This window comes from Paenibacillus sp. oral taxon 786 str. D14 (genome assembly GCF_000159955.1).
GTDB classification, from domain to species: Bacteria; Bacillota; Bacilli; order Paenibacillales; family Paenibacillaceae; genus Fontibacillus; species Fontibacillus phoenicis.
Genome location: NZ_GG695972.1, coordinates 320218 through 330687, shown reverse-complemented (window position 1 = coordinate 330687; position 10470 = coordinate 320218). Strand labels below are relative to the sequence as shown.

At 56.7% G+C, this 10470-nt stretch carries 7 protein-coding genes; all 7 read right to left on the bottom strand.

Annotated elements, in window-relative coordinates:
* On the bottom strand, window positions 1-2619 hold a 2619-nt coding region (locus tag POTG_RS06475; protein ID WP_083791424.1), incomplete at its 3' end, for a beta-mannosidase.
* A gap of 57 nt (window positions 2620-2676) precedes the next feature.
* Entirely contained in the window at window positions 2677-4260 is a 1584-nt protein-coding gene (locus POTG_RS06470; RefSeq protein WP_009224020.1) for a helix-turn-helix domain-containing protein, read from the bottom strand.
* Window positions 4257-6203 (bottom strand): cache domain-containing sensor histidine kinase, encoded by a 1947-nt coding sequence (locus tag POTG_RS06465; protein WP_009224019.1) that lies wholly within the window; start codon window positions 6201-6203, stop codon window positions 4257-4259. The genes POTG_RS06470 and POTG_RS06465 overlap by 4 nt, the downstream gene beginning before the upstream one ends.
* Before the next feature lie 40 nt (window positions 6204-6243).
* Window positions 6244-7137: a carbohydrate ABC transporter permease gene (locus POTG_RS06460; RefSeq protein ID WP_009224018.1), complete on the bottom strand. Its 894-nt coding sequence runs from the start codon at window positions 7135-7137 to the stop codon at window positions 6244-6246.
* Window positions 7138-7151: 14 nt separating this feature from the next.
* Window positions 7152-8030 carry a carbohydrate ABC transporter permease gene (locus POTG_RS06455; protein ID WP_009224017.1) on the bottom strand — a complete coding sequence of 293 codons (879 nt, stop codon included), beginning with the start codon at window positions 8028-8030 and terminating at the stop codon, window positions 7152-7154.
* 60 nt (window positions 8031-8090) lie between these two features.
* A complete protein-coding gene (locus POTG_RS06450) occupies window positions 8091-9410 on the bottom strand; it encodes an extracellular solute-binding protein (protein ID WP_036644455.1) in 1320 nt (439 codons plus the stop codon).
* Window positions 9411-9539: 129 nt separating this feature from the next.
* Window positions 9540-10433: a TIGR01777 family oxidoreductase gene (locus POTG_RS06445; protein ID WP_036644453.1), complete on the bottom strand. Its 894-nt coding sequence runs from the start codon at window positions 10431-10433 to the stop codon at window positions 9540-9542.
* Window positions 10434-10470: the final 37 nt, after the last annotated feature.

Here is a 10470-nt window from a genome sequence, read left to right as displayed (position 1 = left end):
ACTCGCAGCGCCGCCCAGGGCAGCGGCAAGCCGCCCCGGATGCCGGAGGCGCACCGTCCGGCTCTCGCCCGGCAGCAGGTCGAAGTAGTTGTCGCTGTAGCGGACCTGGCCTAGCGGCATCTCCAGCTTGACCAGACGGGCGATAGCTTGGCCGGAGACGGTGACCGTGACGGTCTGCTCTGCTTCGTCCACCTGCACGTCCAGCTCGGTCGCAGGTAGTCGGATATCCTTCGGATCGCGCAGGTAGTAGCGGTTCACCGGTGCGCTGAACCCGGCGGCGCTCAGCTCCACCAGCACCTCCTCCGGCGCCAAACCCACCAGCGCCTCCGCCTCATCCAAGCTTCCGAGCAGCAGCGCCGTTTGCGGCGGCACCATCGCCGTAAACGTAAACTGACGAGCGCCCCTGTCTCCCGCATCTTCTGATGCTTCCGCCGCTTCGGCCACTCCGTCCTGCCAAACCAAAGGATGTACCGTTAACGTCACGGTCCCCTCCAGCTGCTCGAGCGTGTCGTTCACGACCCACACGCGCAGCGGCTCGCCCGGTTCATGCTCCAGGGACAGGAGCACCGGATGAAAAAACTTCTTCCCATAGTAATACGAAGCCTTCGGCAACAGCTCGTAATCGATCATTGACCAGCTCGTCCCCGGCCAGCTGTCGTTGAGCTGCCACACCAGCGCACCGCTGTTCCGATGACGATGTCGGCGATAATGCTCGATCCCGTATTTTAGCCCTTCGGCCTGCGTTAACATGGAGAAATTCATATACTCCTCGATATCCTGCGGAATCCCGGTATAGCCCTCCATGAGCAAAATCCCTTTGCGGTGATTCGTATCCTTGTTCCGGTACGCCATCTCGGCGCTCCCCCAAGTAAACTGCCCCTCCGGGATGTTCTTCTCCAGCGTATACCGGTTTGCGGAAGCGTGCATGCCAAACTCGCTGCTAAACAAGGCAAAGTCTTTTTTAAAATTTTTGAACGTGACGCCCTCGATGCTGTAATCCAGCAACGGCTTCTCGCCCTGCATGCGCGGATACACCGACCCATGCCACACCTGCCAGTTATGGCGGTCCCCATGATTTGGATCGTTGGCATCATACCCATCCTGCGCCCCATACGGCGACGAAGGCCAATACGGTCGATACGGATCCAGCTCGGCCAGCAAGCCAGGAATCAGCTCATGATAAATCGTCTCTCCAAAAAAATCCCCGGTAATATCCCCAGCAGCCGACTTCATGTCATACAGCCAGTCGATTTCGTTATTGCCGCACCATAGCGCCAACGAAGCCCGGTTCCGCAGCCGCTTGACGTTATCGATAATTTCCTGCCGCACATTGTCCATAAAGTCACGGTTGAAGTCCGGAAACAACGCATTAGCAAAAGCGAAATCCTGCCACACCAGCACCCCGCGCCGGTCGCACTCCTCGTAAAAAATCTCTTTCTCATAAATGCCGCCCGCCCATACGCGCAGCATGTTCATTTGCCCTTCCACGGCCAGTTCGATTAATCCACGGTACGTCGACTCCGGAATCGATCCGATCAGATGATCCGCCGGAATCCAGTTGGCTCCCTTGGCATAAACCTTAATGCCATTAAGGATAAAAGCAAACGAAGGGCTGCCGTCAGGTTGTTGCAGCGATAATTCCAGCGTCCGTATGCCAAAGGGCTGCTCGTAACGGTCAATCTCTTCATCACCGGCCAAAAGCGTCACTTGCAACGTGTACAAATAAGGTTCGCCCAAGTCATGCGTCCACCATCGCCGTGGGCAGGCAACACGCAGTTCGGCCGATGCGGCCCCTTTCGTATGGATCGCGTTCGGGAAGGCCCGCCTTAGCGCGGCTTGTCTGCCTACAAGGGTCTCTCCCGCATCCAGCACCGAAAGTGTAGCGGACGCGACCTCCTCGCCCTCCGCGTCCAGCAGGCGGGCGACGGCCACCGCCGCCGTCCCGGAGCGGTACGCTTCCACTTCTGCGCTTACCTGGATCACCGCTTCCTCCGCCCTCGCGGATAATGTTGCGGCATATACGCTTGTCAGCTTCGCCAGCTTATGGCGTTCCAACCGAACCGGTCCCCAGATCCCGGTCGTGACGATCCGCGGCCCCCAATCCCAGCCAAAATTCATCGCCGCCTTGCGGATCCATTGCCGCTCCTTCGTATACGAGGACCATTCGAGCTGCTCTTTGTCCCGATGATGCAAATACAGCGGATCAAAACGGACCGCTATCGTGTTCCGCCCCTCACGGACGATCCGCGTAATATCAAATGTATAGCAGCGGAACATGTTGGAGGTTGAGCCGATTTCATGCCCGTTGACAAAGACGGACGCATACGTGTCCAACCCTTCAAATACGAGCTCGATTCTCTCCGCTTCCCCCGGCATGGCCTCCAACTCAAACGTCGTGCGGTACCACCATTCCTTCCGTTCGATCCAGCGGCATTTCGCATCGTTGTGTCCGTAATACGGGGAATCGATCAAACCACGCGCGAGCAGCGTCGAGTGAACGTCGCTCGGGACGTTGGTCTCGATCCAGAAGCGATCGTCCAGGCCGGGGGCGGCCAGCTCCAAGGGCGGCTTCTCACCAATCTCAAAATGTTGCAGCTTCCATGGTTCCGATATGATCATAAATCGTCCCTCTTTTCCTGATGAGATGTAGTATCGACAGATAACCCTTCCGTGCCGTTAAGCTTGCCGGATCGTTCCTCCCGGCGCCTCCTCGCGAAATTCGCTTGGCGTCTTGCCGGTATGCTTCTTAAAGAGCCGGCTGAAATATTTCACGTCCTCGTATCCGGTGAGTCCGGCGATTTCGCTTACCTTTGCCGGTGATACAGCCAGCAGCTCCATCGCCCGGCGCATTCGTAAGGCGGTAACGTAATAGCCGAAGGTGCTGCCGGTTTCTTTTTTGAACAGCTCGCTGAGATGGCTGGGATGCAGGTGCACATAGGCCGCAACCTGCTGCAAGCTTAGCTCCTCTGCCGGGCAGGACTCCATATAAGCTTTGGCCCGCTGCACATGGGAAGCCTGCCCCTCACCAAGTTGACCGTGATATAAGCTCATGACGGCATGCAGATGACGGAACAGCTCATCCTTCAGCTTCGCACCTCCGATGTGCTGCTGCAGCCAAGGCGCGAAGCGTGCGGCCCCTTCCTTCCCTAACGCCCGGAGCGTACGCTCCAGCCAGCGGTGCGCCGCAACGGCCGCCGACTGCAAACAGGCTTGATACGATTCCGGCGTGCATTCCGGATCTGCGACCAACTCGTCGGCCAGCCGGTGTGTCCAAGCTCGCAACGCCATCCGATCCTGCTCTAATAAGATCGAGCCGAGCTCGTTCTCCTCTTCTTGTGTGATCACCGTCTTCCCGCCTTTACGATCCGCGAACGCCTGGTAATCCAGCAGCTTCGCGCCGGGGAGCAGATCATGGTAAGCAAAAGCGGCCTGTGCAGTCACATAACTTTGATGCACCTGATCCGGATCCTCCACGGGTACGCCGGCGGCCAAGCGCAGCTGGCAGTTCAGCAAATTTTCGATACGTTCCAGCATTCCCTTGAACCGCTGGCCGCTGGAATGTACCGCGCTCGGTTCGGGTCCGGTCACGCAAACGATCCGCCCCTGATGGATCAACACCGCCGCTCCGGGCAGCAGATCCTCCAGCATATTTTGAACGGCAAACCGCAGCAGCGAATCGGCCTCATCCTCCTGGCCCCAGCCGCCGGCGGATAGAATCAGCACTTGCCGGTACCCCGGATGGCCGGAGTTCTTCAGATCCTGACTCGAACCCGCATGCTTGGGATCCGCAGGAGCCGCTCCCGCCTCACCTTCGATCACCCATTTATACAGCTGCCGCTGCCGTTCTTCCCTGGCCTGCCGATGTGCGCGGGAATCCTCGGCCCGACGCTCCACCAACCGTTGCTTGGCTTGGAGCACCGTCCGGATGATTTCCTCCGGTTTGCTCGTTTTTAACAGGTAATCGCTAACGCCCTGGCGAATCGCCTGTTGGGCATAGGCAAAATCCCCATATCCAGATAAAATGATCACTTCCAGCCCAGGCAAACGTCTCACAGCTTCCTCCGCCAGCTCTAAGCCGGTTTTGCCATTCATCCGTATGTCGGTGATTAAGATATCCGGCCGTTCCACCTCCAGCCGCTCAAGCGCCTCCTCTGCAGAAGCAGCCGGCTGAAGCAGATTTAGTCCAAGCTCGCTCCAGGAAATGACACTGGCCAGCCCGGTCCGGATAATAACCTCATCATCTACAATCAATACATTCATGGCGATTCCTCCATGATCGGAATGGAAAATGAAACCTGCGTGCCCTCGCCTTCCCGGCTGTCAATTGAGAGCCCGGCTTCTCGTCCGTAATGCAAGAGCAGCCGCTCGTTAACGTTGCGCAGCCCGTATCCGGCAGACAACCCCGTAGCTGTTGTTGCCGCTGTTGACGCAGTTGCCGTTATTGCCATGGTTGCCGCTGTTGGGGCTGCTTCGTCCGTAACCGCCGTTGCCGTCGTCTCCGCCAAGGCCGTTCCGGGCATCCCTGACCGCCCGTTCTCCTCCCCGTCAGCTGCGGGCAGCAGCAGCGATTGACGTACCTCCTGCAAACGCTCGGCGTTCATGCCAAGCCCGTCGTCCATGACCGTTACGTTCATGCGTTTTCCCTCCGGCTGTATGAAGATGGTGATTGTACCGATCCCTTCGCGTTTTTGAATCCCATGGATCAAGGCATTTTCCACCAAAGGCTGCAACAGCAGCTTCAGCATCCACTTGTCCTTCAGCGTCTCATCTACGAAATACTCGACGGTAAATTTATCGGGGAAGCGGATCGACTGGACTCGCACATAATTTCGGATATGGGCTACCTCCTGTTCGACCGGGCAGTAATCTTTGCCCTGATTGAGGCTGATCCGCAAGAAGTCGCTTAACCCTTCGACCATATCGGCGATGCGCCGCTCCCCTGACATCAGGGCAATCCAATGGATCGAAGACAACGTATTGTATAAAAAATGAGGATTGATCTGCGCCTGTAATGCACGCAAATCGGCCTCTTTCTTGCGAGCCTCGCCGCGGATCACTTCGCGCTTCAATCGTTCGATATGCGCGCCAAGCATGTTGTAGCTATGACCCAACCGCCCGATCTCATCGTCCGAGGTCGCCGGAAAACGCGGCAAAGGCCGCTCTGGATCGATCCGCGACAAATGACGGGTTAACACGCGCAGCGGCCGGGTAATCCGGCGAACGGTAAACCAAATGAGCAGCGTGCACACGAGCACCGACACACCAACGACCTCGGCGGTTAACGTGAGGATGTAGCGATTCTCCGCCCGGTATTGGTCGTAAGGGACGCTGCCTACCAGCATCCATCCGGTTAAGGGCTCATGACGGTACAGCACCGTCGACTTGCCGTCCCCTTCGCCGTAGATTACGCTACCGCTGATGTTCATACTTGCAGGGAGCGGCTCACTCACGCCGTCTCCTTCCGGGGAGCGACCCGGAAGCAATGCGAACAGGCCGGGCGCATAGTCATCCAGCGGCCGGCCCAGCCTGGACTTGTCGGCGGAGGACAGAATCGTCCCGTCTCCCCCGACCAGTTCCACCTTGCCCATCCCTTGACCAAACTCCGGCGATTCCAGATTGCGGGCCAGCTCCTGTTCATCCAGGCTGATCGCCAGCCAACCCAGCCGGCGAAAATCGTAGATGCTGCGGATCGGCCGAAACAAGGTGATCACCTGCTCCATCCCGGCATAGTCGCGAATTTCGTACACGCCGGACCACGTTTTTCGCCCGCCGGCAATGGCCTTCGCCGCCTCCTCGGGGAGCTCATTTTCATACCAGGTGGCCGTTGATAGCCGCGCGTCGAACCGTTCGGGATAGATCGCGATATTCGCGATATAAGGCTTGGAGGCCGCCAAATTGGTCATTCGCCCGACCAGCTCCGTTCGCTTCGCTTCGTCGTCGTCCGGACCAGCCAGATAAGTTTGCAGATCCCGTTCCCCAATCAGGAAGATCGATAACGTTTCGATATCCTCCAGCATAAAGCGCAAATTGGCGTCCATTTGCTTCAGCATGTCACTGCCGGTCAGCTTCGTTTTCTCCTCCGTAATGTTGGAAGAGATCACAAAGGCGAACAGCCCCAAGGCCAACATCGGCACGATCATGGACCCTGCAACAACCACCGACAGCTTGCGCTGAAGCGACGTAGTCAACCATTTATGCACCATCTTGCGCTCCCCCTTTGCTTCGGTGTAGGATGTTCCTCCCTTATCCTTTCACCGCGCCGGCCGTCATCCCCTTCATCATTTGTTCCTGAAACAGCAAATAGAGGACGATCGTTGGGATAACCGACAGCGTCATCCCCGCGAACGACAAGCCATAATCCGTCTGATAACCGTCAGCGAAGTTGGCGATAGCCAGCGGCAACGTTTTGAGCGCCGTCTTGTTGATGAACACCAGCGCGAAGGAGAAATCGTTCCAGGAATGCAGGAAGCTAAGAATCGTCACCGTCGCCAAAGCCGGAACCGACATCGGCAGCATGATGCGGAAAAATAACCCCCACAGACCGGTCCCATCGATAAACGCCGCCTCCTCCAGCTCACGCGGTACACTCGTCAGGTAGGCCGTCAACACGAACACGGCTGTAGGCAACGCAAAGGCGGTATAAGGCAGAATCAACGCCCAATACGTGTTCAGCAACGACATCTGCTTCATGAGAATAAACAACGGAACCAACGTACTATGAATCGGAATCAGCATCCCGATCACAAAAAAGGTCAGTACCCCGCCTTTCCATCGGAACTGGAAGCGGGCAAGAATAAACGAGGTTAGTGCGGCGATAAACAACGTCAGCACTAGCGAGCCGATCGCCACGAGCACCGAATTGCCAAACGCTGTGCCCAGCCGCGAGCTTTCCCAGGCCCGCGTGAAATTGTCGCCATGCCACACCTGCGGGAGTCCAAAGGGCCGGACGTAGAAATCTTCATTTGTCTTAAACGCACTGATGACCAGCCATAAGAACGGGTACAGCGTGATCACGCCATAAAGCGTCAACAGCCCCCAAAACAAAGTGCGGCCTGTCTTCCTTAACACCCGTCCGCCGCCGCCAACCCCTGTATTTTTCGCGGATAACGTTGTGGTTGTATTGATGTTCAAGTTCATGGTTCCTCCTTTCCTTAAGCGGCATCCTTTTTACGATTGGTCAGCCACTGGCTGGTTCCGATCAACAACAAACTAATGATCATGATGCTGGTGGAAATGGCACTCCCGAACCCGTACCGGTAGGTCGAGAACGTGGAGTTATACATATACGTCGCCAGCAGCTCCGTCGCATGCGCCGGTCCACCCTTCGTCATGATGTACACCAGGTCGAAGGACTTCAAGCTGCCCGAAATACATAGAATAACCGCCACCTGCACCGTGTTCTTAATCATCGGCAGCGAGATGGTTAGCAGCTTGCGGACGCCGGAGACGCCGTCGATTTTAGCCGCATCGTGAATCTCGCCCGGAATGTTCTGGAGCGCGGACATAAAGATGATGAGATACAATCCAACGTAGCTCCAGATCAGCGGCGGCAGCAGCGAATAGATCGCAATCTTGCCGTCCGAGAGCCAATCCAGCTTCCAACTGGACAATCCCAATGCATCCAGCAAAAAGTTCAGAATCCCAATCTGCGGGTGATAAATGTACTGCCAAATCATCCCGATGACCACCGTGGACAACACCATCGGCAAAAATACCGCTGAGCGCAGGAAGCGCTGCAGCAGGTTGCTCTTGTGCAGCAGCACGGCCAACACGAGAGCGAGTGGAATTTGTCCGAACACCGAGGCCAGCACGAACACGATGTTATTTTTCAGCGCCCGCCAGAATATGGGATCTCGCAGGATTTCCGCATAATTGCTGAGGCCGGTGTATTTCGCTTCGCCGATGCCCGACCAGTTGAAGAAGCCGTAGTAGGCCGACCAGATCACCGGCACGAAGACGAACAGCGAGTAAATCACCAGCGCGGGCAGCAGTCCGGTGATGATAAAGCTCTTGCTGCGCAATGCGTTCATGCTTTCTCACATCCTTAAGAGGAAAAATAATCCCCCTCCCCTGAGGGGAAGGGGTTCGCTTTAATTGGCGGCTACTGATGCAGCCTGTGCATCCTGGATTTTGCGGGCGATATCCTCTGCCTTGCCGCCCATCAGCAGCTCCTGCAGCCCGTTGTTCACCACTTCAACCGTGGCCGAGCCCAGCTTGGAGTCGTAAACCGGAACAATCTTCACACGTTGGATCAGATCGTACAGTTCAACAAACAGCGGATGCGCTTTGCTCTTGTCGAGCTCGATATTGTAGCTGACGAGCGTACTGCTCTCCAAGGTTGCCTTTTGTCCATCTGGACCTGCCAAGGCGTAGAACAGCTTCATCGCCGCTTCTTTCCGGGCTCCGGTCAGCTTCTTGCTAACCCCGAGACCGGTACCTACGACGCCCGAGGTGGTGTCTGGCGCACCTTTGCCTCCCGGGATTGTCGGAACGATGGTGATATGCGTGTTATCCAGCACTTCCGCCGGTGCGTTGTTCACCAGGTTTGCTAATGCCCAGCCGCCGTTTACAACCATTGCGGCATTCCCTTGGAAGTACAGCTGCATCATTTGCGTTTCATCGATACTGTTGAAGCCGTCTTGGAACGCCTTGATTTCACCCAGCTTCTGGAATGTAGTCAGCGCTTCGACAAACTCAGGATCCGTAAACTTCGCGCCGTCTTGATCAACTGCCTTCAAGAACCAGTCGGTACCGGTAATCCGGTCCGCCACGGTGCTAAAGAACGTCGACTGTGCGACCCAGTTCGCTTTGTTGCCCAGCGCGATCGGTATGACGCCGTTGTCGTTAAACGTTTTGACCGCCGTCTCCAGCTCTTCCCACGTTTCCGGTACTTTGACGTTATATTTCTTAAACAGGGCATCGTTGTAGAAAATAAACGAGCTTGGCGCCAGGTTCATCGGCACGGAGTAGATTTTTCCGTCCACGGTGTAGCCGTCCAGCGCATTCGGAATGAAATTGTTCTTCCAATCCGGATTGGCATCCAGCTCGTCATTGATCGGCTGCAGCAAATCGCCCTTCACGAATTCCTTCGTCATGGCGTCCGGCCACATGACGAACAAGTCCGGCATTTCGTCGGCCGCAGCTACCGTCCGCAGCCGAGTCTTTAACCCGTCAGTCGGAAGCCCTTCGTCGATGACTTCAATCTCGGGATGCTGGGCCCGAAAGTCCTCGATAATTTTTCGCATGGCCACCGCTTTCGCGTCTTGGCCTGTCCAGTTATGCCAGATGGAGATGCTTACCTTCTCTCCACCATTATCTCCGCTGCCGGAAGCTTCATTCCCCCCGCCGCAACCAGCTAGCAATACCATCAGCATGGCGGCGCTGCACAATAGTGATATCCATTTTTTCATCTTGTTTGATTCCCCCCTTGCTTTGATTAAACCCATTGTAATGTTAGCGCTCTCAAAACATAAGGAGAAGAATCGCGGCACCAGGGGTGAAAAATTTCGGCACTCCACACTCTCTTATGCTCTTAAATGTTAGCCCCTCATTCGACCTACAATTTCCTCCAGCGCTTTCTCCAGCGTATCGTAATGGAAGGTAAATCCCGCCCGTTGCAGCCGTTCCGGCAACACCCAGCGGCTCTTCAGCACCAGCTCGGTTTCCGTGCGAATGAAACGTGCGCCCAGCTCCAGCAACCAGCGCGGTGCGGGCAGGCCGATCGGAACGCCCATCGCCCGGCGCAGGCTGGCCATCAACTCCCGGTTCGTGACCGGGTTCGGAGCGGATGCGTTAAACACGCCGTCCAGCTCAGGGTGCTCCTGCAGGAACCTGACGATTCGGAACAGGTCCTTCATATGAATCCAGCTAAACTGCTGACGGCCGGATCCTTGAGCACCGCCCAGTCCAAAGCGAACCAGGTTCCGCAAGGGGGCCACGACCCCGCCGTCGTCCAGCACGATGGCGATCCGCAAGGCGATTTGCCTTGTAGCCGGGAGGTCAAAGGCAAAAAAAGCCTCCTCCCACGCCTTCGCAACGTCCACCGAAAATCCCGTGCCGATTTCTCCGCCCTCCTCCGTCATCGGGCGGTCTTCTGCATGCCGGTAAATCGTTGCCGTGCTGGAGTTGATCCATAACGCCGGCGGACGGCGGCAAGCCAGGACGCACTCCCCAAGCTGGCGTGTCGTTTCCGTCCGGGAGTTTAAGATCAGACGCCGGTTCTCCGGCGTATAACGGCAATTTACCGATCTGCCGGCCAAATTGATCAGCAGGTCTGCCCCTTCTAACGCCTCCACAATGGCGCTTTGATCCTCCCAAGGGATATGGGGAGCCTGTCTGGAAATGATCTTTACCTCCGCCCCCAGTTCCCGAAACCGCCTCGCAAACGCCTGTCCAACAAACCCCGTCCCCCCGGCCAATACCACTTTTGGCATGCGTTCCACTCCTTCGCCCTGATATTTTATTTAACCC